The organism is Sphingobacterium sp. UBA5639 (genome assembly GCF_002421245.1).
GTDB lineage: Bacteria > Bacteroidota > Bacteroidia > Sphingobacteriales > Sphingobacteriaceae > Sphingobacterium > Sphingobacterium multivorum.
The window spans coordinates 116,741-138,475 of record NZ_DIJR01000034.1 but is presented as its reverse complement, the minus strand read 5'-3'; the positions used below and the strand labels follow the sequence as shown (position 1 = coordinate 138,475).

Sequence of the window (21,735 nt, the reverse complement as noted above, 5' to 3'; positions counted from 1 at the left end):
GTGTTAAAACTTCCATTGTAAAATTGACTAAATGAAGTGTTTTCTCAAAAACGCTGATACAAATCCGCCGCGGAAAAAATAGTGCGGAGAGTTTAAGTATTCGTAAAAATTAGTTGAATTGAGCTCTATATTGTTGTGGACTTTGTTTGGTTTTTAATTTAAACAATCTGCTAAAAGATTGCGGTTGTTCAAAACCTAATTCAAATGCAATTTCAGAAATGCGGAGAGCTGTGGTAGATAACTTATTCTTTGCCCGATAAATCATTTTATCATGAATGATTTGCTGGGTGTTTTGACCGGTAAGATTTCGCAACAGATCGCTTAAATAACTCGCTGACATATGCAGCTGATCAGCCAAATAATTCACAGTAGGAACTCCTCCACTCAGGACCTTATCGCTATTGAAATAATCCTCCAACAATTGATCAATACGCTCGGCAATACTTGGATAGTTTTGTTTTCGGGTCAGAAACTGCCTGTTATAAAATCGTTGGGCATAATTAAGCAACAGTTCAATCTGGGCGATGATCACATTGTGGCTCATCTCGTCTATACGGTTCTCAAGTTCTTCTTCTATATTTCTGAAAAGTGATAGAATGGTTTCTTTTTCTTTGTTCGAAAGGTGCAACGCTTCATTGGTAGCGTAGGAGAAAAAGTGATACTGATGGATCTTTTGGGCTAACGGATAGTGCAATAAAAAATCAGGATCTATGAGCAGCGTGATCTGTGGGCGAAGTATGCTTTGTTCTCCAGTTTCCTTCTGCTTATCCGTTTCTATAGCAGAGAGAATCTGCTGAGGAGCAACAAAAAACAGACCGCCCTCTTTAAAATCAAATTTGGTATGGCCATAGATTAGTTCCCCTCCGGCATCTGGTTTAAAAGCTATTTTATAATAGTTCAACACATGTGATTTAGGAGGAGCATGACCTTCAAGTGGCTTGTCTACCCCATTCAACAAAACAATTAAGGGATGCTGCGGCGGCGGAAAACCTGATGCCTGCATGACATCGGCCAGCGTATTAAATCTTTTTACGGAATGATTCGATTTTTTGGAAACCATATTATAAAAATTCTAGGTTACAAGTTAAACAATATTCGCTTTTCCTCACAAAAAAGAAAAGCGAATAGATCGCAAGATTGTTACCGACGACATAGATCACTAGCCTTGGGCTGCTTGAGAAATCGCTTTCCAGGTTTCCCATTTCTGGAGACGCTCTGAATAAATTTGACGGATAAATGGCAGATCATTTTTACCCAAAAGGAATCGCAACGGTGGGTTTTCAGCATCTACAACAGCAAATAGCGCATCGGCAGTGGCACTAGGATTTCCCCGCTTCATCGTTTGTAAATTTTTCATCACCTGACTTTTCAAATCATCATAATCCGGTAGCTTTTTGCTGGCTATTTTCAGTGATTCGGTGCTGCCAAATTCGGTATTGTAAGCCCCAGGTTCAATCAGCGTTACTTTGATGCCAAATGCCGCAACTTCTTTAGACAAACTATCGTAAATAGCTTCAAACGCAAATTTCGAAGAACAATAGTACCCGATTAGGGGATTGCTATAAATGCCGACAGCGCTGGATGTCCCTAAAATATGGCCATGCCCTTGGGCTCGCAGTATGGGTAATGCTGCCTGAATCACATGGATAGGTCCGATAATATTTGTTTCATACATGGCTTTTACCTCATCAGTGCTACTCTCTTCAATGGTCCCCACTAAAGAATACCCTGCATTATTGAGCACAATATCCAATCTGCCAAAATACTGCTTGGCTTGGTGGATCGCATTTTGCACTTGGGAGCGATTGGTTACATCCACTTCAAGAACCAGAACCTGATCGCCATACGTTTCTTTTAACGCGGCAATATTATTTATATTACGTGCTGTAGCTGCCACCTTGTCGCCACGTTTCAAAGCGGCTGCTGTCCATATTTTTCCAAATCCTCTTGAAGATCCTGTAATGAACCAAACTTTTTCCTTTTGCCTATTTTCCATTTTTAACTAATATTAATATGAATGCAAAGTTGCTTCTAAAATGGATTTACTTACGTTGCCATAATGAGGATAATCCTAACCAAAATAAAGAATTACGGGCTACTGGAATTTAGTATCATGGTATTAGAAAATTTCTCAACATGTTTTCAAGGCTGTGAAACAGCCTTGGGATGATCTAGAAAAAACATTAGTTGTACAGCAAGATGAAGTAGCTAAAGGCAATATCTGCAAAAGGCAACCCGACATATACAATAAATATCCCAGGTTCAAGATTTGCTACCATATAGTAAAAAAGGCCGGAATAGTCCGGCCCTGATATATAGTTATGATCCCAATAATGGGATAGTCGGTTTCAAAAAATGCTGGCTTGACAAAGTGTAAATCAAGCCAGCAAAAGCAATCGTCTCATTTTTCGTATTAGGAACAACCAGAATGCAGTATTCGTTTGATCTTTTATAAAAAAGCCGAGCATCTGACTTAAGCCTCTTCCCTGTTACCCAAGAGCGCACTGGTACGAAACCCTTTTAAAATCATACCCTTATGTCTTTTGAAGAACTTGTTGATATGGCTTTCGTCTGTAAATCCAAATTCATAAGCCAGCAAAGCGGATGAGCTTCAGGCTCAAAAAAAACAGTTACATGCCTGTTATTTCATGTCAGTCTATTCAAGTGGTCGCGATATGCAGAAAATAGCATCCTTATTGGAAAATGGTATTTTAAAACCGCACATTTCGCATGTTTTCGGTTTCGACGAGATGGCAAAAGCTCATCTACAAATCGAAACCGGCCGTACCGTCGGAAAGATAGTGGTTACCTTATAAAACGGTCAGCGATGCAAAAAAATGTATCGAGATCACCATATACTATAATCCCTGCTGGTCTTTAACTGGTGGCTAATACTAAGACTCGTCTTTGGTATTTTTCACCAGACCGATACCGGCAAAAAAGAAAATCAAAGCTAAAACGCCCACTACCCCTAAATTGGTGTACGCAGTGCTTTTATTGATGAGTTCATAGCCTGTATAAATTAAACCGACAATACCAAGAATAGTCAGTATTGTTCCGAAAAAGCGTTTTACGTTCATAAATACTCGTTTAAAGTTATTGATTTTTAAAAATGAAATTTATTTATAATATTTATCCACTATACTTTTTAGGTTAATCCCTTTTCCCAATACAGGTTTAAAAATATCTCCTTCGCTCTGCATTCTTTCAATCGCGTTTAAAATATGAAAATCGCTTATTTTTAACCCTTTTTTCACTTCGTCCCAATGAAGTGGCATAGACACTGTCGCTCCTGGCTTGGGGCGGACAGAATATGCGGCTGCAATGGTCGCATGTGGCCTGTTCTGCAAAAAATCAAGATACATTTTCCCTTTGCGGTCTTTTATGGACCGCTCTAGACTGGTGAATTTAGGAAGCTCATGATGGACTAGCGTGACAATTACCCGGGCAAACTCTTTAGATTGTTCGTAGGTATATTTGCCACCGAGCGGTATATAGATATGAAGCCCTGTAGAGCCACTGGTTTTGCAATAGCTAGTCGCCCCCATATCATCCAATATGCTCTTTGTGACCTGAGCAGCTTCAACAACCTGATCAAACGAATTTTTGTCCGGATCAAGGTCAATTATACAAAACGATGGATTTTCAGGCTTTTTAACCGTACTGCTCCAGGGGTTCATTTCAATGCAGCCAAGATTTGCCATATAGAGCAATGTGGCTTCGTCCTTGCCCACAAGATAATGACGGTCCTTTTCATCTGTTTCACTGTGGTAGAGATAGGTCTCTGCCCATTCCGGTGCCGTATCAGTCACGTTCTTAAAATAAAAACCTTCGCCTTCAATGCCGTTCGGAAAACGGTTCATACTCTGTGGCCTATCCTTAAGATAGGGCAATATAAATGGAGCAGCCTGATAGTAATAATTGATGAGGTCTCTTTTGGTTATTCCCTCTTTCGGCCAAAACACCTTATCTAAATTGGTAAACTTTAGTTCATGGCCATTTACCTTTCTGACCTGGGTTTTATCGGTCGGATTTAATAGTGTTTTCCGCGGCCCTTTTACTCTGGGTGTAACAATTTTATCTTCCATATCGTCTACCATTTTTTCTGTAGGAGTTTCCTCCTCAAGAATTACTTTTTTGGCACTTTTATCTTCCCGCATTCCGTCAAACGAAGGATGCCGCATAATACCGTCGCTGGTTAATTCCGCAAAGCTCACCTCACAGACAAGTTCAGGTTTAAGCCATGTCACGGTAGCATGTGGCGGATTTGGCCTGAAACGCGAGGGCTTATTGACGTCGGGCTCTTCAGAAAAAGGTGCTTTATTAATAACAAGCGGTTTAAATAGCTTCATCATTTCTTTTTGAAGCTTAACATTAAAGCCAGTACCGACTTTTCCGGTGTAGATCAATTTTTTTCCTTCATAGACGCCTACAAGAAGGCTACTAAACTGCTTACTTGAATCATCATTCAGTGTATACCCGCCTATGACAACTTCCTGTCTTTTATTTGCTTTAATTTTAAGCCAGTCCTTTGAACGATTATGGAGATGATAGGTGCTATCTTTACGCTTCGCCATAATCCCTTCTAAACCAAGCTTTTTAGCTTCCTCCAGAAAATGTATTCCGGAAGTTTCAAAATGTTCACTGACCAGGATGCTGTTGCCTTTGGGAATGATTTCTTTTAAAATTGCCTTACGCTCGAGCAATGTTAGGTCTTTCAGGTCCTGTCCCTGATACCAAAGGATATCGAAAAGGTAATAAACCAGATCGCCATCCGCTTCACTCCGCCAATTTTGGAGCGAGCCAAAATTGGCCGTGCCGTTTCCACCTAAAACAACAACTTCCCCATCCAAGATGGCATCTAATTTCAGCTCCTTCAATTGATCATAGATGGGATAGAATTTTTCATTAAAGCTCTTGTCATTACGGGATTTTAGTTCCACCTCACCTTTATTCATAAAAGCTACTGCGCGATATCCATCCCACTTGACTTCATAGATCCAGCCCTCATCATCAAAGGGTTTATCGACCAAGGTAGCGAGCATAGGCTCGATATGGGAATAGAATCTTTGTCTTGGCGCATTTTTTAAAAGTGCCTGAATATTCGTTTTCTTTTTGGAAGTCGCCGTAGGAACAGCTTCAAGCTGATCATTGATTAGCTCAGATGCTTTGTTTTTTGTTGAACGCTTATCTTTTACCGTACTGTCTTTTTTGATAATATGTTTACCATAAACCTGATCGGGTGATTTTTCCATCTGTGGAATTGTCTTGCCTGAGATCACTGATTTATCTTTTGTTGTAATATCTTTCTCACTGGCATATTTATCGTCTAGTTTCATGAGCAGCCACCCGTTATCTCCACGTCCGTGGGCTTTAACAAGAGCGAACTCTCCTTTTAGCTTTTGACCATTGAGCTTAAATTTAAGCTTGCCGGAATAGAGCTGATGCAACAGGTCTTTTTCTTGTTTAGCTACTTCCTTAAGGCCACTTTCAGCTGGCTCATACGTCCCTTCATCCCAGACGATCACGGTACCGCCACCGTATTGACCTTTGGGGATCACCCCTTCAAAGTCTCGGTAATCATAGGGATGATCTTCTACCATCATAGCGAGGCGCTTAATACTAGGATCCATAGAAGGCCCTTTTGGTACTGCCCAACTTTTCAGAACACCATCCATCTCAAGACGAAAGTCGTAATGTAAATGAGAGGCATCATGTTTCTGCACAACAAAGCGTAGTTCAGTCCCACTTGGCTGTCCCCCAAACGGTTCCGGGGTTTTCTCTTCAGAACGCTTTTCACGATATTTCGATAGTCCCATAGCTATTTATTTACTTTACCCCCATTTTCTCTATAACACAATAGTAGCATGAAAAAGGTTTAAAATATTTCCCTCAAAATGTTGTTCAACTGTTTATTACTATTCATCATTTTGCTTCACAATAACATCTGTTGTATTTCTACCTAATTACAGTAAGGAAAAATTTGAGCGAAAAAGAACATAATAATCTTTGGATTTGACAGCCCGGGACCTGTTCAAAGGGATTGTACAGCATCGGTTAATATAGCGTTTACTGTCAAATTCTGTAAACAATGAAGCTAATCTTCATGAATCGAATTAACTTTACAAACGACAGCAATTTATCCATCATGAAGTTAGAATTATATCAAATAGATTCCTTTACAGAAGAAATTTTCCGGGGAAACCCAGCCTGCGTGGTACCGTTAAAAGAGTGGTTACCCGATGAGACACTGTTTAAAATTACACGTGAAAATGCGGTGGCGGAAACGGCCTTTTTCATAGATAACGGTGATACAATCCATTTAAGATGGTTTACACCTGAAATTGAAATGGACCTATGTGGCCATGCAACCTTAGCGACCGTCCATTGCCTGGTTAAGCACCTAGACTATCAAAAAAGCAAAATTGTTTTTGAAACGCAAGTAGGTGAATTAACTGTTGATATAAAAGACGAAGTTTATTATATGAATTTTCCATCCAGAATGCCACAGCCTTCCGCACTGCCCGACGTTATTAAAAACTCGCTTAACATCCAACCCAAAGAGACTTATAAATCAAGAGATTATGTTTTACTATACGAATCTGAGGAAGAGGTCAGAAACATCCACATTAACAGATCCATTTTTGATCTGATTAATCTTGATCCCGGAGGTGTGGTCGTCACAGCAACAGGAAACGACAGTGATTTTGTATCCAGATACTTTACACCGCAATCAACGATCCTCGAAGATCCCGTTACTGGGTCTGCCTATTGTTCCCTTATTCCGTTTTGGGCATCAAGATTGGGCAAGGATACTCTTTTTTCCCGTCAGCTGTCTGAAAGAGAGGGGCAACTTTATTGCGAAAACAAAAACGATAGAGTGATCGTGGCCGGTAAGGCCCGTACCTATTCTCAGGGTTTCATTTGGATCGATTAACGATCATTGCTTTAGAAGTACATCGTTAAAATGCTGTAATAAGAATAAAAAAAAACAACTTTAATCCAAACAGGAAAAAGCGAAGTGATCATAGCTTGTTAACCGATTACATCATTTTAATTCACTAAATTTGTAATATGGACAATAAGGTTATAGATAAGGTCGCATTGATCAGCATTTCGGATAAAAAAGTGTTGACGGCACTTTCCAAATCAAAGTCAAAGCTCTATTTGCCAGGAGGCAAAAGAGAACCTAATGAATCTGACATAGAATGTCTGAAGCGAGAAATTAAGGAAGAACTCAACGTTGAGGTCCAAGAAGATTCGATCCGTTATTTTGAGACCTTCCAAGCCCCGGCCGATGGCAAAGAGGCTGATGTAATCGTGAAGATGACCTGCTATTTTGCGGATTATTCGGGCACACTACAGGCAGCAAGTGAAATCGATCCATTTGAATGGATAACCCTCAGTGATGTTGGCAGAACCTCTGCCGTCGTCCGACTTATATTGGGAAAATTGAAAGAACTAGACCTGATCAACTAGTGCCAACCGGAGCTGCTGCGACTTTAATGGGCTTAGGATGAATACCAAGTTGTTTGAAAGTTTGTGCATGGCTCAGTAAAACAGTGAGATAAAGACAAAAAACCTTGAGGGGGGATCTCAAGGTTTTTACTACCTGTTATTAACCTAATTTATGAAAAGTATTCTTATAACAACGGTTGATTTGCTTTCGTTTTATTTTTTGTAAAAAAAGGCGTAGTTAGCTTCTCGAACATGGTTTTACCTTCAACCCCTATGTCCATTTAACAACGACAAGTAACATAAGCTAAAAATATGTCCTGCGCGAAGTTTTAATCATTCTACCACAATAGTTTCTTGATGAATGATAGCCCCACAATGATCTCGCTTGACATATCTATAGACTCCTTTTGGAAGATCTACCTGTAGCGAATCCTTTTTAGAAAGTGACAAGTAAACTGGAATAGCTGTTTTATCCAATTGATATTCCTTTTCATGATAAATGTAAATGGCCGATGTGCCTGATTTGGTCGAATCAGTATTCGGTATACTATAGCTGCGGTTTAAATCTTTTGCTCCAATCACTATTTTATCGCTATTCAGATTATTTGATAAATACAAGTCATAACCATTCAATATCTTGCTCTCGATAACATATACCAAATCATTAACATCGTTAATAGATAAAAACTTAACTTGATTAATTGTGTAAGGGTCAATTTTGCTTAGTTTCTTAAAATATTGAGCCATACTTTTGATTTCTCCGATATCTCCTTCTTCAATATGTCCTCCGCCAGCTAATACGATAAGTTTAACTTGATTTTTTGTAACGATTTCACTTTTTCTAATCAGATTTTTAGCTTGCTGTAGATCTCTATTGATTGTGTTTTCAAAATCTTCATAGCCTATTATTTTTAAGCCGTAAATTCTTGCTGTTCTGATGAGATTCGCCATATTAGGATCCCTGGTGTAAAATCCGCTCTCAACGTTTGGAAATCCCAGCTTATTAATTCGGTCGTCATCTTCGGATAGACCTTCTAAAGCAAGGACATTAAAGCCTTCTTTGTAAAGTTTTGGCAGTAAAAGATTGATTAACAAACGACAACGTGGTTGTAAATGATTCTCATTAAACATAACCACTCGATGTTCCTTAATTTTCTCTACCATTTGGTCAATGGTAATAGCCGTTTTTTCGACTGACTGTTGTTCTTGTTTAGTTTCGTTATCATATTGAACACTTTCACCAAGAAACGAACGATATGATTTTAATAGCTCGTTGGCAAATTGGCTATCTTCATTTTGCAGAACAAGTTTTTCCAGCGTATCTCTTGTAGACAAATAATTCGCATATCCCTTATCTTTAAAAATTGATTCAGCTAGATTATAATAATCTGGTTCTTGAACGGGCTTCTGCTCGACAAATTTCTCTCCGTAAACCAAAGAATTGTAGGACGTTTTTATGCCATTTAAAACATCTTTAACACTTTCTTGCATATCGGTGATTTCCGTCCTAACTTCACTGACCAAAAGAAATGAATCTCTGTGGTATGGGATCGCTACACGACTTATTATATTATCTCTATTTTTCTGGATACTACGATAATAAACACATTTATACATAGACGTATCTGCAGTGAACTTTGAGACATCTAAAGAAGTTTCCAAACTGCCGACAAAATACATTGGATTTCTTGTCACATCATATGTACCCCAAAAAACAATATTTTTTGATGGAAATTTTATCTTTCTTTTTCGAAAAATAGACCTGACATCTTTTAAATCTAGATACTTAGATCCAAAGTTTGCGTTCCCATAGAAGTCAATCTTTAGTCCTAAAGAATCATTTGTCAATTGATTCATTGCCCCTGGAGAAACCTTATTTAAGTTAGCTATTGGTATATTTACTGTTGTGCAGCTCGAAAGAAAAAAAAAGAATACCAAAATCTTACAGTGTATACTAAGCTTGGTATGGATCATAATGATAAGATTTTGGTTTAAATATCTATTAGCTATGTTTTGAATGAAGCATTACCTCCCTCTTAATCTTTCAAAGAGTTTCACTCTAATATAATAAAACACACTAATAAAGAAAGTATTTTTTTAAAACAGAATAAAAAGACAATGTATTGCTATTATAATAAATGTATTAAAAAAATCTATAAAAATCTGGACGATCGTTTAACCTCTATTTTGTTAAGCGATCGCCATACCATACTTTTTTTTGGAAAGCTATCGAACGATTGAAATTAAATTTTAAACAAGTAATTCAAAATTTAAATTAAATACTTCCCTTTGTTTTTACACAATAATTATTGATCTTAATCATAATATTTTGACGGAAAAAAAGATATGGATTGGATTACACGTGAAAGACCAAAGATCGATAGGATTGCTTGTCCATGGCTGATAAAGCGTTTTATAAATCCGGACGCAAAAATAATATATGCCCCCCTAGATACGGTCTTTGAAATTGCTAAACAAACGAACGCCATTCCGTTTGATATTCCTGGTGTAGAATACAGTCATTATGCAGACGAGTGTACATTTGACTATTTCCTTAAAAAACATGAATTAAACGATCCGGCATTAAAACGAATTGCTGCAATTGTTCGTGGTGCGGACACGGATAGACATGATTTAATGCCACAATCTGCAGGTCTCGAGGCGATTTTTTCAGGTCTAGCTTACAATATCAAGGACGACAATCAGCTTTTGGAGATCGGAATGGTCATTTATGACGGCCTTTATAGCTGGGCTCAACACCTCTACCGACTGAAACATAGCAATGAAGGGCCAACTGAGGTTTTGCTCCTTAAAATCTATCATGAACATTTAAATGATAAGCAAAAAGAAAAATCTCCGGAATGGACTGCATTATTGCGGGAAATGATACAGGATCAAATCGATACAAATACAACATTAAGCTTAAATCAACTTTCCGAAGAACTGGATATTAGTTCAAGCTATTTGTCACGCGAATTCTCAAAATATTTTGAAAACTTAAATTATGGTGAGTACATCCGTAAAAAAAGAATAGAAAAAGCCATTGAACTTATGTCTGACCGCTCAATTTCCCTTACTGACATTGCCTATCTGACAGGTTTTTCTGATCAAAGTCATTTCACGCGCATTTTTAAAAAATTTACAGGAAGTAATCCTTCAGAATATAGGAGGAAATCTTTTAAAAAGTAAGGAATATACAAAATAGTAAAATTTATTCTATTTTGAGATGTTACGTATTAGTTATACTTGCTTTTATAAAGCAGATATTATGAAACTAAACCGATACCACTCCTCTTACCATAAAACTTTTTGTGCAGCGATCATTATTATACTCTTATCATCATTACATTTAAGAGCCCAACAACCGAGCAAACTAGTTGCTTATGTTGGTATAGTAAACCCCATTGTTTCCCTATCATCTGGTACGATAACGCCAAATTTTAAAGATAGCTATCAGGTAGGTATGCCGACAGGTATCAATATACTTAGAGAAGGACACTTGGGATTTTCACTGGAAATGGTTCCCTACATTAAAGTAGCATCCGGGAACAGCAAAATGAGCAATTTCTTGTTCCATCCGGGCGTATTATTTCCCATCGGAAAGGAATTCACATTTATCGCCAGGGCTGCATTTGAAACTTCCGGACGATATGGGCTTACACCGGTATTAAGCAAGGTCATAACACATGGTCAGGCTGGAAAACTTTTTCTAGCAACTCCCTTCCCCGTCCGATTTGGCAATGAACAAAAAATTTCTATTGCTGCTGCTTTTCAATTCGGATATATATTCTAAATCGAATGGTGATCGATTAAAATTCCCAAATGAACAACAATAGTGGTGTTCATTTGTTGCAAGGGATAGTTTACTATTTATACATATCAATATTTTCAAACTATAATAGATCAGGATGAAAAATTTTAGAAATTTAACGTCACGCAGAACGCTATTGAAAATGGGATTGCTCCTAACAGGCAGCGGACTAGTTGGTCTTAAAACAGTTCATGCGTTTTCTACGACCACGTCGAATACGCATGATCTAACCGAGGCTGAAATCCAAGGAATTGAAAAGGCTTTAGGAAAGAAAGGAAAATATAACGCAAAAGAAGTTACACATAATACCAGTTTTCCCCGTAATGATCTAGCTGTGACCGTCAAAGGTAAGGATGTTCCTATATCTTTTGGCTTTGGAGGATGGGCTGCGATAAAGAGGACCATGGATGGAAAGAGTGCTGTGCTTATGAGTGATTGTGTTCTACTTCAGGAAGAAGTAAATCCCCTTATTACTGCTGCCCTTGAATCAGGTCTGGAAGTTGGGGCAATCCATAATCATTTCTTTTATGAAGAACCCCGAATCTTTTATATGCACATCCACGGAATGGGGGAACCAGTCGAATTGGCTCAGAAATACGCAGCAGCTATCTCAAACACTAAAATAGCTGTTGGAAATCAACCAGCACCACTGAATCAAAAACAAGATCCAGGGGATAAGATATTTAATGTTACCGAATTAAATAACATTATCGGTCATGAGGCCGCGATAAACGGCTCAACAATCAAATATACCGTAGGACGATTCGATTTAAAAATTATGGCAATGGGAGCCGAAATGACATCCTCGATCGGTTTAAACAGTTGGGCGTCATTTACCGGATCCGAAAACGAAGCCTATATTGCTGGTGACATCGCAATGTTAGACCATGAGGTCAATCAAGTTATCAGTACTTTAAGGAAACACCATATCGAAATTGTAGCAATCCACAACCATATGCTTGGAGATGATCCACACATGATCTTTCTTCATTACTTTGGAGTCGGTCCTTCTAGGGAGCTAGCACTAGCTTTCAGAGATGCACTTCTTGTACTCGGCAAAAAATCGCATGGCCATAATCATTAATCGAATTAATTGATCTATACGCTCCATTGTACTTTTGATAAGACGTGGTGTAATATGCGCTTATTATATACGGCAACTTTAAATTTGACTATAGGATGTACGCTAATCTATCTTTCTGTAAATAGCGGTAGGTCCATCCATTGCATCGATTGATAGGGTCAATTCTTCTGAACTAACGGAATAGATCTGTGGAACGCCATCTTTGACATCATCATATATGATATAAGATTCTTCCTTCCCTGTTATTTTACTTAGCTTTCTTTCAATGGAATACAGCCCCTTTTTTGTCGTGTTGTTACCCGTCATGAAATAATAATCTTTCACGCCAAATTGTACAATTTTACCATTTCCTTTATCAAAATTTTCCCGCTGCCCGGTAAATCCATTTATGGAAGCTTTTATCTCCCATTTACCAATAATTGATGCCATTGGCAACTTTTCATCTTTACTGCAGGAAAAAATTACTGCAATTCCGCCGACTAATAATGTAACTAATGCCGATCTTCTTTTCATCTCTGTGCCAGATTTATTGATTAGGTTATACTTATTCCAAAGAACGTATTTAGATTATATAATGCTACAGTTAATTCATTGAAAATATTGGCTATTTTTTCTCTTTCTTTCTTTTAATAAAGACCTGGCATCAGGTATATTTGTTGAATACCAATCGTTCAGCTTACCAATTGGCTTCTCCATCAATAATCATATCCAAGCGCTTCAAGCCGCTAACTTTCACGAAGCCGAGCACAGCGGAATAATATTAAGTTACTTGAAACTTCTAAGGCAATAAGATGTTTCCAGCCTTTCTTTGGGACAGTTATGACAGTGGATACGATATCTTGATATGGCTTCAGGCCAATCGATATTGAATCTACGAAGATATCCATTTTCAGGATGTTAATCTTTAGATAATCATCGCAAAAACTGGATTTCAAAAAAGAGTTTTATACTGTCTATTCATTTGTAATTCCCTACTTGACGAGTCTGTACTGGAAGTTTACGAATTAAACCACGATACACATTTGGCCACAAATTGCTCAAACTTTCGATCCGTATTTCGCATGACCGGGCCATGACCAAAGCATATCATAGAAGGATTTAATCCTGCTAACTTTTGGAGCGATCTGATGTTTTGCTGTTGATCCGACGTGAATATTTTTGGAGGGAGCCCTAGGCCAGGCACTGTAGTGAGCAGGTTCATATTTGTAGCAGCATCCCCGATTATCAATACACCATCCCGCTCACGGAATAAAGAAATATGACCGCCTGAATGGCCTGGAGTTTCTATGATCCGAAAGTTTCCAATGCTATCATTTTCAACGAGTGTACCATCGACTTTGTGGCCCTGCCCCGCCCAGTATTTTTGTTGAAGTTTTGCTAACCAATGTTTGGGATTTGGATAGTCATTAGTTACCATACCTGTTTCAGTCCTAAAAATTTCATTTTCATGGCAAAGTAAAGGTATTTCAAATTCATCACATAGTTGATCACTACAGCCCTGATGGTCTGCATGGGCATGGGTAAGCACATGTTGATGGACGGATATTTTCTGAAGGGCTCCCTTCACCGTATTATATGAACTGCGTATCCCACAATCAACCAACACACCCTCTACTATATAGCAGTTGATACTATTTCGTGGCATCAATGGTACATGAAAAACTTCTTGGGCAATTTGATGTAACATAGCTTTTTTTTGCAAAACTATGGCACTCTATAGAAATAAATAAGGACATTTGTCCTATAATACTTTGGCGCGATGTATTTGTCCCTTCGCTCTTGTAAGAGATCGCTGCGTGATGCCCAGATATGAGGCGAGGTCTTGTGTCGCTATGCGCTGAACGAGCTTTGGTTCATTCGAAAGGACATAATGATATTTATCGAGCGCTGACTTATTATTGTAATTCAGGAGGTATTGTTCCTTTTGGATATATTCCTGTTCCATCACAACTTGTATAACCTTGTTCCAAGAAGTCACTCGACCAAGCAGATATTGATAGTCAGCATAGTTTATCCGATGAATTATACTATCTTCTACAGCCCTGATACTCCTTCTGGATTTTTCCTGAGCGACAAACTCTGGAAATGAGGTTACAAACTCATTTTCAAATTTGAAACAAGTTATATTTTCTTTCCCCTCCTTGTCGATGGCATATGCTTTTACCGCACCACTGAATATAAATCCAATATGACGACAGGGTTCGTCCGCACGAATAAAAAAATCACCCTTTTTCAAATCGTGTGGTTTGAAGAACTGAACAGAAAAATTCATTTCCTCAGCTGACATTACCCCTATCGAGAATAGATGTTTTATTAGTGCATCTGTCATATCATCATGTTGTGTTTTCTATTGCTGTTGTTAAAAAGCTCGGGGTCCCATACCAAATCCTGCATACAAAATTAACAATAATTGACTATAGAAAAAAGTTGCTCTCTTTGTTCGGATTTCTCCACCTACCTGTGTCATAGTATGCGTATTTAAACGCCCGGATTCTTTTGGCATGGTTGGAGAATATTTCGCGATGATAATTTCTGAAATATCAATATCTTAATAAGGAACATTTCCCTTTCTTAGTTTCAAAACAACATGTTGAATTTGAGGTAAGAGTACTAAAATAAGAATGACAAAAATTAAACCTGTTAACATTAAATCATAATAATCCCTAATAGCACGAGCCAATATCTGCTGACCTACCATCTGATTCAAGTAGCCCGAGGATACTATTTTAGACGTATATATATCGCTGCCTGCATTTGCGTATTGTGCCTGAATATCCAATAAGGTAACAGGCAACTGAGGGTTCGTCTCCGTGAGTGATTCCCGAACTTTTTCCCTTACGGATGATTTTGCAAATAATTGAAGTTCGTTGTTAAGCGCCAGACTAGCTGTAAATCCTATGAACCTTGAAAATATACCAATCAGAGAGGCATTGATGGCAATTTTGGAAGGTGCTGACGCGGCGGTAAATGAAACAATCGGAACAAACAACACCCCTGTTGCCGCGCCATACATAAACATAGGCAGAAGGAAGTCGGTTGTTTCACCCTGTACAGAAACAAATAGTATCATATAGGTATAATATACCGCCATCAACCCAAAACCAACAATAATCATCCTGATCAGGTTGTACCCCATCAAGACAAATCGAGAAGTGATAAACATACTCAGTATAGTTCCAGCAATCACAGCAATCCATACCGGAATGGTACTCAATGGATGGTTTCCTAAAATTACTTCAAGATAACCATAGGCTAGCCCAGTGCTTCCTTTAAAGATATAAAAGGTAAAAAGAAGCAAAAGTCCAATAACGAAATTCTTTGCCCTAAAAATCTGTAAATTGATTAATGGTCTTTTAAGTTTTAATTCTCTGCTAATAAAAAGAGAAAGAATAATTAAATTAACTAAACAAAGTGTGCTGATTAATGAACTATCAAACCATCCCAGTTGTCGTCCGTACACAAGGATATATCCTACGATCATGATAAAAGACACATAAAGTAAATAGCCGATCCAGTCCACCTGATACAGTGGTATTTTTCTGGTAAACCGGGCCTTACCGTTCATGGTAAGTAAAACAACACTTGTCAGCATAATGACTACAATAACAAATCCGTAGAATATCCAGTTGAAATCAAAGAAATAAAGGATGACACTGATATAGATGGAGTAAAATGGCACCGCTATTTGTATACTGCCATAAAGGAGGCTGTAAGCAATCACACGGGCACGTACAGACTGTAACCTTGGAAAAATAAGCTGTAACACAATGCCCGACATTAATGCACAGGTAATGCCCTGCAAAAACTGACAGAAAACAAATAATATCCAATCTCTGAAATAAAAACAAACCACAGCACATAGCACATTTACCCCAAGTGCCAGCAGTAGATATTCCCTTGGCGCGAAATACTTTATGATTCTAAAATCCAGCGCCAGGAAAGCTACGGTTGAACCATAGATAACGACCATACCATATTGTACATCGGTAGCTTGTATTCCGTAAAAGCCCATCGCGGCACCTGGACTTCCGTAAAAGGCAAAACTAAACAGACTCGTCATGAGAATAGCAAATATGACAGACCTTGCCTTCCATTCGGATACCCAGGATTTAAAAATCGGTATTTTGTGTACTTGCATCGTTAGTTTTTTAAAACGTAAACATTCGCATTCATTCCGGCAGATAGCTTAGTTAATTTTTCGGGTATATCGGTCAGTTTAATTCGAACAGGAATCCGTTGGATAATTTTAACAAAATTACCGGTAGCATTATCTGGCGGAAGCAGCGAATACCGGGATCCTGTGGTTGGCGAAAGGGACTCGATACTGCCGTTGAATTTCTCATTCGGAAAAGCATCGACTTCAATAGATACCGCTTGACCGATTTTGAATTTCCCAATCTGTGTTTCTTTAAAATTTGCCATTACCCACTTTTCCTCGGCTCTGTTCACCAGGAATGCCAATGTCTGTCCGGGCTGTATCAGTTGTCCCGCCTGAATGGTCTTTTTCCCGATTTGTCCATCAAAAGGTGCTGTGATAACGGCATATCGAATATCCAACTCTTGTCTTTTGAGAAGTGCTTCTTTGATCTTTATTTCTGCCTTTATAGCATTGTGCTGTACCCTGAAATCATTTAATTTGGATTCAGCGACCTGCAAAGAAGCTTTTGTCTGGTCATAATCTGATTGGGTGATGAATAAAGTAGCACTGATGTTGTCGAATTTTTGTTGTGTGGTCGATTCGTCCGCGAGTAGATTTTTATAGCGGTCAAATTCTTTTTGCTGCTGGTTCAATCGTGCTTTAGCACCTTCCAATTGGGCCTTAATGACGGCAATGCTTTTAACCTGCGTTTCCTCGCTTGCCGCCAAGATCGGTAATTTGGCCTGCGCGCTCATGAGTTCTGCTGACGCAGCATCTCTCTTTAACCCGTACTCGTCCTGTTCGATCACTACAAGGGTATCGCCTTTTTTTACCTGCTGATTGTCCTTATAATATATTTTACGGATATAGCCCCCTACTTTTGCATTTATCGGGGAAAGATAGGCATCAATCTGAGCGTCGTTGGTCTGTTCATAGCGATATCCTTCGAAGAAATAAACAGCTGCCCAAATAATAATTCCCACGAATAATGTGATACCGAGCCATTTGGTTAGGTCTACAACAATTTTATCTGTTTTATTTTTGTTCATGATATTTGTATTAAAGAATTCCGATAATTGCCAATAGCCTGATATTCTTAAGTTTAACGTTTGTTTGTGCTGTTGTCAGATTAAATTTAGCTTCCAACAAAGCATTTTCGGCTTCCAGAAGATCGGTCAGAAGGGATTCCTGGTTTAAGTAGCTACTTCTGATAACACGAGCAGTTTCGGCGGTTTTAATGATATTTTGCTCTGCTGTTTCCATGCTTTCCAAGGCCTGTTTTTGCTGTAAATAAGCCTCTTTTACCTCAAGGTAGATCTCCTCTTTTTTAATATTTGCTTTTTCTCTTGCCTCATTACTGATCGCTTGAGCATGAGCGACGGAATGCTTGCTTTTGTATAGATTATCAATAGGAAACTGGACTTTGATCCCGGTCTGACCAAATCCCCATAGATCATTCGAATATGGATAAAATGAAATCTGCGGATAGGTGTAATTGTAAGTTGAATACAAGGAGATTTTAGGTAACAGCGTCGCTTTTACCTGCTTGATGTTCATTTCACTCAATTTGACAGCGCTATAGGCTATCTTGTATTCCGGCGATTTGTTAAATGCGATGTCTAGATAATCCTCATAACCACCTTGAGTGATAACCTTTAACTCGATTGTATCTTGGTATTTTATTTCAAGCTCAGCATCATTTTCTTTCCCCATCAGGATATTGAGCCGTTGTTTAGCGATTTCAATCTTCTTCGCGATATCAGAAAGGCTGAGTTCCAGTTGCGCTAATTTCACGGAGGTTCTTAATACATCGCTCTTTAGCACGGTGCCATTTTTATGCAAGCTTGCTACCAGTGTCAATTGTTTTTTTTCGGCTTCAATTTCTGCAGCAAGAAAATCCTGGAAATGCAGAAACTTATACAGATCAAAGTAAGCCGCTGCAACATTGTATTTTACACTGTGTTTTTGCAGATCGACTTCATATTGTGTACGTATCGCCTCTTCCTTTTTCATGGCGATGTTTCTTTTGTCCTTACCACCATTGTAAAGATTGACGTTCAGGTTGTAACCCACGCTGTAACCATAACCTTTTACAGGCACATCCTGCGGAGAAGAAAATAATCCATTGTCATAGATCAGGAATTTGGAATTGAGTTTTGCATCTCCACCAACAAAAAGCTCAGGCAACAAACGATCTTTCGCTTCCAATATTTCCAAATTGCTCTGCTGAAGATGTAGATCGGATAGTTTCAGTTGACGGTTATTTGTTTCGGCTACTTTCCAAATTTCTTCCAAGCTTAATACCAGCTCATTAGCTATATTTTGAGCATAGACTGATTGTACAAATAGGGTTAACAATAAGCTCAAAATCGGGACTATTTTATATTGTTTCATCGGTTTTGTTTATATATTTATTTCTTTTTACTAGCCATGGTTTTACAATCTTTTTCAATTCATCAAAAGCAAAAGTTAAATCTACCATTGGCATAAAAGCATAATTATACCCATAAGCAAACCAGAAAATATGTGCACTGTCAATTCCTTCATCTGAATGATGTAATTTATTAGCAGACTTTTGGTCTTGTGTTTCAAGTTGAAAATCTTTGCGCGATGTTATGATTTTATGTTTCATAATGACTTTACTATTATTACATAGCAAAAGTATCCAGCATGGCGAAGTATCATTTTATATAATTAGCCTAATATTTGTTAAATTTGGCCATATGGAAATTCTGAGCCAAATCATACATATTGTTGATCAAAATCCTGATTCTATCCTGGTGATGCGACAGCAGACAGAACAACGTTTGCCTGCCCACCAGCACAAGAAGGCTCAGTTGTTATTGGTTTATGGCGGGATTGCTTACCTGCAGACTGACGAAAAGGATTTCTATATTCCCTCAAATCATTATATCTGGATACCAAAAAATTATCGGCACAACCTGATGTTCAACACCCAGGACCTGTCTATTATCAATATTTATTTTCCGGAGGAAAGTGTTGGTAATTTTTATGAGGAGTTGGGGATTTATCCGGTGAGTAAGCTGCTGGCAGAGATGCTTTCTTTTAGTGAGAAGTGGCAAGGTAATTATTACAAAGGTTCGTGGGAGTTTGAATTTTTAATCACGCTTAAAGGTGTATTATCAAAAGAAAATCTCAAAAAATTCTCCATACAACTTCCTACAACTGACGATCAAAGGCTAAATACCATAATTGAGAGTTTTAGAAATCGACTAAATGAAAATCTAAGCTTAGCTTTTATTGCTCAGCAATCGGGAATGAGTGTTCGTAGTTTGACCAGATTATTCCAAACCAAACTGCACATTACATTTGTTCAGTATTTAAAAATGCTACGGATTATTAAGGCAATGGAATTAATCAACGATACAGATTTGAATATGACCGAGATTGCGTATGATATTGGCTATTCAAATATAGCGGCTTTTAGCAATAACTTTTATCTGCTTACAAACATGAGACCTACGGAGTTTAAAATGAAGTAAGGAATAAAACTTTACAGTCCGCCTGTACTCGCTTTGATCTGCGCATTATGGTCAGAACTCTGTCATAGTTCAATACCGATAGGCCCATATCAACTGCATTCGCCCCCTAATCCCTGAAAACTAATGGAGTAACTTTAGTTAAGCGAAATTCTTGATCCATGTCAATCTTTTTTTTCGAAAAATAAAAGAACTTAGTCTATATATAAAAACAAAAGAAATAATATAAACAGATTTAAAAGGAATAGGATGAAAAAGATAGCAATTAATGGATTTGGTCGCATCGGACGCGCTGCCTTAAAAATAATAACAGAAACTGCCGATCTTGAGGTCGTTGGAATTAATGATCTGATGAGTATTGAAAACGCCGCATATCTGCTTAAATACGATAGTAACTATGGGAAATATGAAAAAGATGTGCGTATCGAAGGAGATACAATTGTGGTCGATGGAAAGGTGGTTAAATATACAAGTATCAGGGAGATTGAAAAGTTACCTTGGAAAGATATCCAAGCGGATATCGTTATAGAGAGTACGGGTATTTTCACAAACAAACCGGACGCTGAAAAACACTTGACTTCTGGAGCAAAATTTGTCGTCATTTCTGGTCCTACTAAAGATACGCCGACAGTGGTCCATGGAGTAAATACCGAAGATGGCAGGGTGTCTGTTTTTTCATGCGCAAGTTGTACCACCAACAATATAAGTCCAGTAATCGAAATATTAGGCAGGAGACTGGGAATAAAAAAGGCCATACTAAATACCACACACGGTTATACAGCTTCACAGGCATTGGTCGACGCTCCATCAAAAAAAGAACCGCGTATGGGACGGGCTGCAGGCATTAACCTTGCCCCCGCGGCCACGGGGGCTGCAATAGCGACGACAAAAGCACTTCCGCAATACGCCGGAAAGTTTGACGGTATAGCTGTTAGGGTACCTGTTCCAGTAGGATCCATCTCCGATATTACGTTTATTGCAGAAAGGTCCACCACAATCGAAGAGATCAACCAAATTTTGATCGAAGAGTCAAAAACTGATCGCTATAAAAAGGTGCTAACGGTAACCGACGAGCCCTTGGTATCTACCGATATTATCAAAAGTCCATTTGCAGCGACAGTAGATCTAGAAATGACTCGAGTTGTCGATGGCGACCTGGTGAAAGTGATGGCTTGGTATGACAATGAATGGGGATTTACCAACCAAATGATCAGACAAATTCAATCGATTTAGTGCGGTAGCAACGAAGAACTTAACGTGCGAGGCGTTATCTAAAGGTTAGATAGCCCCTTCTTAATACAATTTTATACTTCTTGCAGCCCAGTCAAATAAAGTAAGCAGCATGAGTATTCAAATATTCAACTTTTAAACAAATCTTTCATTTTGTTAAAGTCCTGCTTAGGTTTTTTACAGCGATAGATCGTTTGCAGCACCCAATCTTCGCTACTTGCATAGGGACTATATAATTTTCGCACAGGAACAACTTTTTCGAAAAAAGGACAAAAGAAATTGTCACCGGTATCGTTATAACAAATGGCAATCACCGTTTGGGGCATCCGGCCTGTCGGTGCCCAGTTATAGAAGCTACCGTGATAACAAAAGGCGTTCGGAAGCCCATATGTACTCTTCATCAGTTCGACTGCACCCTCCTGCGAGTAATGTTTGCCCCAAATAAGACAACTTGCTTTTTCATTCGGGGGTAAACTGTCGTATACTGAGCGTAATTCATGCATACCCGTTTCCC

General features: G+C 38.4%; 20 protein-coding genes and 1 pseudogene. 8 read left to right on the top strand and 13 right to left on the bottom strand.

Going from position 1 to position 21,735, the window contains the following annotated elements; translation table 11 throughout:
• Positions 1-109 precede the first annotated feature (109 nt).
• Together B4Z90_RS21980 and B4Z90_RS21975 are read right to left on the bottom strand one after the other, a co-directional pair.
• Complete coding sequence (locus B4Z90_RS21980) at positions 110-1,060, bottom strand: helix-turn-helix domain-containing protein (protein WP_115048207.1); 951 nt, start codon at positions 1,058-1,060, stop codon at positions 110-112.
• A 99-nt stretch (positions 1,061-1,159) separates the two neighbouring features.
• Positions 1,160-1,996: an SDR family NAD(P)-dependent oxidoreductase gene (locus B4Z90_RS21975; RefSeq protein ID WP_115048205.1), complete on the bottom strand. Its 837-nt coding sequence runs from the start codon at positions 1,994-1,996 to the stop codon at positions 1,160-1,162.
• Positions 1,997-2,636: 640 nt separating this feature from the next.
• On the opposite strand from B4Z90_RS21975, the pseudogene B4Z90_RS21970 reads away from it, so the two are divergent.
• Positions 2,637-2,816 (top strand): annotated as a pseudogene (locus B4Z90_RS21970) (zinc-binding dehydrogenase); the annotation flags it as partial.
• A gap of 78 nt (positions 2,817-2,894) precedes the next feature.
• Here B4Z90_RS21970 and B4Z90_RS21965 read toward each other — a convergent pair.
• Both B4Z90_RS21965 and ligD read right to left on the bottom strand, forming a co-directional pair.
• Entirely contained in the window at positions 2,895-3,080 is a 186-nt protein-coding gene (locus tag B4Z90_RS21965; protein ID WP_046675983.1) for a hypothetical protein, read from the bottom strand.
• 39 nt (positions 3,081-3,119) lie between these two features.
• Positions 3,120-5,819 carry a DNA ligase D gene (gene ligD, locus B4Z90_RS21960; RefSeq protein ID WP_115048204.1) on the bottom strand — a complete coding sequence of 900 codons (2,700 nt, stop codon included), beginning with the start codon at positions 5,817-5,819 and terminating at the stop codon, positions 3,120-3,122.
• 329 nt (positions 5,820-6,148) lie between these two features.
• Here ligD and B4Z90_RS21955 point away from each other — a divergent pair, with 329 nt between their 5' ends.
• Both B4Z90_RS21955 and B4Z90_RS21950 read left to right on the top strand, forming a co-directional pair.
• Positions 6,149-6,937: a PhzF family phenazine biosynthesis protein gene (locus B4Z90_RS21955; RefSeq protein ID WP_070568473.1), complete on the top strand. Its 789-nt coding sequence runs from the start codon at positions 6,149-6,151 to the stop codon at positions 6,935-6,937.
• Between the two features lie 137 nt (positions 6,938-7,074).
• The gene (locus tag B4Z90_RS21950; RefSeq protein ID WP_115048201.1) at positions 7,075-7,479 is read left to right on the top strand and encodes an NUDIX hydrolase; all 405 of its coding nucleotides are present in this window, start codon (positions 7,075-7,077) and stop codon (positions 7,477-7,479) included.
• A 312-nt stretch (positions 7,480-7,791) separates the two neighbouring features.
• On the opposite strand, the gene B4Z90_RS21945 is transcribed toward B4Z90_RS21950, so the two are convergent.
• Entirely contained in the window at positions 7,792-9,432 is a 1,641-nt protein-coding gene (locus tag B4Z90_RS21945; RefSeq protein ID WP_147282027.1) for a hypothetical protein, read from the bottom strand.
• 372 nt (positions 9,433-9,804) lie between these two features.
• Here B4Z90_RS21945 and B4Z90_RS21940 point away from each other — a divergent pair, with 372 nt between their 5' ends.
• The 3 genes from B4Z90_RS21940 to B4Z90_RS21930 all read left to right on the top strand — a co-directional run bounded on the left by B4Z90_RS21940 (position 9,805) and on the right by B4Z90_RS21930 (position 12,353).
• On the top strand, positions 9,805-10,647 hold the full coding sequence (locus B4Z90_RS21940; protein ID WP_115048197.1) for a chromate resistance protein ChrB domain-containing protein: 843 nt from the start codon (positions 9,805-9,807) through the stop codon (positions 10,645-10,647).
• A gap of 79 nt (positions 10,648-10,726) precedes the next feature.
• Positions 10,727-11,251 (top strand): hypothetical protein, encoded by a 525-nt coding sequence (locus tag B4Z90_RS21935; protein WP_147282026.1) that lies wholly within the window; start codon positions 10,727-10,729, stop codon positions 11,249-11,251.
• A 115-nt stretch (positions 11,252-11,366) separates the two neighbouring features.
• Complete coding sequence (locus B4Z90_RS21930) at positions 11,367-12,353, top strand: DUF1259 domain-containing protein (protein ID WP_201303517.1); 987 nt, start codon at positions 11,367-11,369, stop codon at positions 12,351-12,353.
• Between the two features lie 102 nt (positions 12,354-12,455).
• Here B4Z90_RS21930 and B4Z90_RS21925 read toward each other — a convergent pair whose 3' ends face one another.
• From B4Z90_RS21925 to B4Z90_RS21895, 7 genes are all read right to left on the bottom strand, one after another.
• Complete coding sequence (locus tag B4Z90_RS21925) at positions 12,456-12,866, bottom strand: hypothetical protein (protein ID WP_147282025.1); 411 nt, start codon at positions 12,864-12,866, stop codon at positions 12,456-12,458.
• Between the two features lie 484 nt (positions 12,867-13,350).
• Positions 13,351-14,040, bottom strand: coding sequence for an MBL fold metallo-hydrolase (locus tag B4Z90_RS21920; RefSeq protein WP_115048190.1), 690 nt, complete (start codon positions 14,038-14,040; stop codon positions 13,351-13,353).
• A 54-nt stretch (positions 14,041-14,094) separates the two neighbouring features.
• Positions 14,095-14,682, bottom strand: a complete 588-nt coding sequence (locus B4Z90_RS21915) for a Crp/Fnr family transcriptional regulator (protein ID WP_115048188.1) — start codon at positions 14,680-14,682, stop codon at positions 14,095-14,097.
• Between the two features lie 219 nt (positions 14,683-14,901).
• Entirely contained in the window at positions 14,902-16,491 is a 1,590-nt protein-coding gene (locus B4Z90_RS21910) for an MFS transporter (protein ID WP_115048186.1), read from the bottom strand.
• Positions 16,492-16,493: 2 nt separating this feature from the next.
• Entirely contained in the window at positions 16,494-17,540 is a 1,047-nt protein-coding gene (locus B4Z90_RS21905; RefSeq protein ID WP_115048184.1) for an HlyD family secretion protein, read from the bottom strand.
• A 10-nt stretch (positions 17,541-17,550) separates the two neighbouring features.
• Positions 17,551-18,885, bottom strand: a complete 1,335-nt coding sequence (locus B4Z90_RS21900; protein WP_115048182.1) for a TolC family protein — start codon at positions 18,883-18,885, stop codon at positions 17,551-17,553.
• Positions 18,872-19,123: a hypothetical protein gene (locus B4Z90_RS21895; protein WP_115048180.1), complete on the bottom strand. Its 252-nt coding sequence runs from the start codon at positions 19,121-19,123 to the stop codon at positions 18,872-18,874. Before B4Z90_RS21895 ends, B4Z90_RS21900 begins: the two co-directional genes overlap by 14 nt.
• A gap of 91 nt (positions 19,124-19,214) precedes the next feature.
• On the opposite strand from B4Z90_RS21895, the gene B4Z90_RS21890 reads away from it, so the two are divergent.
• Positions 19,215-19,994, top strand: a complete 780-nt coding sequence (locus B4Z90_RS21890; protein WP_070568799.1) for an AraC family transcriptional regulator — start codon at positions 19,215-19,217, stop codon at positions 19,992-19,994.
• Between the two features lie 246 nt (positions 19,995-20,240).
• On the top strand, positions 20,241-21,224 hold the full coding sequence (locus B4Z90_RS21885) for a type I glyceraldehyde-3-phosphate dehydrogenase (RefSeq protein WP_070568495.1): 984 nt from the start codon (positions 20,241-20,243) through the stop codon (positions 21,222-21,224).
• A 125-nt stretch (positions 21,225-21,349) separates the two neighbouring features.
• Here B4Z90_RS21885 and B4Z90_RS21880 read toward each other — a convergent pair whose 3' ends face one another.
• On the bottom strand, positions 21,350-21,724 hold the full coding sequence (locus tag B4Z90_RS21880) for a hypothetical protein (protein ID WP_070568498.1): 375 nt from the start codon (positions 21,722-21,724) through the stop codon (positions 21,350-21,352).
• Positions 21,725-21,735: the final 11 nt, after the last annotated feature.

Excerpts from the sequence above, each read along its gene's own strand:
- B4Z90_RS21980 (WP_115048207.1), bottom strand. The coding sequence starts at position 1,060 with ATGGTTTCCAAAAAATCGAATCATTCCGTAAAAAGATTTAATACGCTG.
- B4Z90_RS21975 (WP_115048205.1), bottom strand. The coding sequence starts at position 1,996 with ATGGAAAATAGGCAAAAGGAAAAAGTTTGGTTCATTACAGGATCTTCA.
- B4Z90_RS21965 (WP_046675983.1), bottom strand. The coding sequence starts at position 3,080 with ATGAACGTAAAACGCTTTTTCGGAACAATACTGACTATTCTTGGTATT.
- ligD (WP_115048204.1), bottom strand. The coding sequence starts at position 5,819 with ATGGGACTATCGAAATATCGTGAAAAGCGTTCTGAAGAGAAAACCCCG.
- B4Z90_RS21955 (WP_070568473.1), top strand. The coding sequence starts at position 6,149 with ATGAAGTTAGAATTATATCAAATAGATTCCTTTACAGAAGAAATTTTC.
- B4Z90_RS21950 (WP_115048201.1), top strand. The coding sequence starts at position 7,075 with ATGGACAATAAGGTTATAGATAAGGTCGCATTGATCAGCATTTCGGAT.
- B4Z90_RS21945 (WP_147282027.1), bottom strand. The coding sequence starts at position 9,432 with ATGATCCATACCAAGCTTAGTATACACTGTAAGATTTTGGTATTCTTT.
- B4Z90_RS21940 (WP_115048197.1), top strand. The coding sequence starts at position 9,805 with ATGGATTGGATTACACGTGAAAGACCAAAGATCGATAGGATTGCTTGT.
- B4Z90_RS21935 (WP_147282026.1), top strand. The coding sequence starts at position 10,727 with ATGAAACTAAACCGATACCACTCCTCTTACCATAAAACTTTTTGTGCA.
- B4Z90_RS21930 (WP_201303517.1), top strand. The coding sequence starts at position 11,367 with ATGAAAAATTTTAGAAATTTAACGTCACGCAGAACGCTATTGAAAATG.
- B4Z90_RS21925 (WP_147282025.1), bottom strand. The coding sequence starts at position 12,866 with ATGAAAAGAAGATCGGCATTAGTTACATTATTAGTCGGCGGAATTGCA.
- B4Z90_RS21920 (WP_115048190.1), bottom strand. The coding sequence starts at position 14,040 with ATGTTACATCAAATTGCCCAAGAAGTTTTTCATGTACCATTGATGCCA.
- B4Z90_RS21915 (WP_115048188.1), bottom strand. The coding sequence starts at position 14,682 with ATGACAGATGCACTAATAAAACATCTATTCTCGATAGGGGTAATGTCA.
- B4Z90_RS21910 (WP_115048186.1), bottom strand. The coding sequence starts at position 16,491 with ATGCAAGTACACAAAATACCGATTTTTAAATCCTGGGTATCCGAATGG.
- B4Z90_RS21905 (WP_115048184.1), bottom strand. The coding sequence starts at position 17,540 with ATGAACAAAAATAAAACAGATAAAATTGTTGTAGACCTAACCAAATGG.
- B4Z90_RS21900 (WP_115048182.1), bottom strand. The coding sequence starts at position 18,885 with ATGAAACAATATAAAATAGTCCCGATTTTGAGCTTATTGTTAACCCTA.
- B4Z90_RS21895 (WP_115048180.1), bottom strand. The coding sequence starts at position 19,123 with ATGAAACATAAAATCATAACATCGCGCAAAGATTTTCAACTTGAAACA.
- B4Z90_RS21890 (WP_070568799.1), top strand. The coding sequence starts at position 19,215 with ATGGAAATTCTGAGCCAAATCATACATATTGTTGATCAAAATCCTGAT.
- B4Z90_RS21885 (WP_070568495.1), top strand. The coding sequence starts at position 20,241 with ATGAAAAAGATAGCAATTAATGGATTTGGTCGCATCGGACGCGCTGCC.
- B4Z90_RS21880 (WP_070568498.1), bottom strand. The coding sequence starts at position 21,724 with ATGCATGAATTACGCTCAGTATACGACAGTTTACCCCCGAATGAAAAA.